The sequence below is a fragment of the Mesorhizobium sp. M1A.T.Ca.IN.004.03.1.1 genome, from assembly GCF_003997555.1.
In the GTDB taxonomy this organism is placed as follows: domain Bacteria; phylum Pseudomonadota; class Alphaproteobacteria; order Rhizobiales; family Rhizobiaceae; genus Mesorhizobium.
Genome location: NZ_RZTV01000329.1, coordinates 1 through 271, shown reverse-complemented (window position 1 = coordinate 271; position 271 = coordinate 1). Strand labels below are relative to the sequence as shown.

Sequence of the window (271 nt, the reverse complement as noted above, 5' to 3'; positions counted from 1 at the left end):
GCCGTCTGCGGCAGGTTCACGGTAGAGCTCTTCTGCGCGATCATGGTGGCGGCCTTGGCGGTCGGGGCTGCGGCCATCATGTTTGCGATCTCCGGCGATGCGGCGAGATCCTGTGTTTCGACCGCCGCCTGCTGCGGCCCGCTGTTTTCTGCCGGCGTAGCCGAGCCATGGCGTTCTGCGCCGCCAAGAGGGGCAGCGTTTTCGCCGGAGACTTTATCGAAATCCCAACCATCCGGCAGATTGAGCGGCAGCTTGGCCGAGCCGAGCGGCT

At 65.7% G+C, this 271-nt stretch carries 1 pseudogene; it reads right to left on the bottom strand.

The window, feature by feature from the left end:
• A pseudogene (locus EOD29_RS31855) lies at nt 1-271 on the bottom strand (marine proteobacterial sortase target protein); the annotation flags it as partial.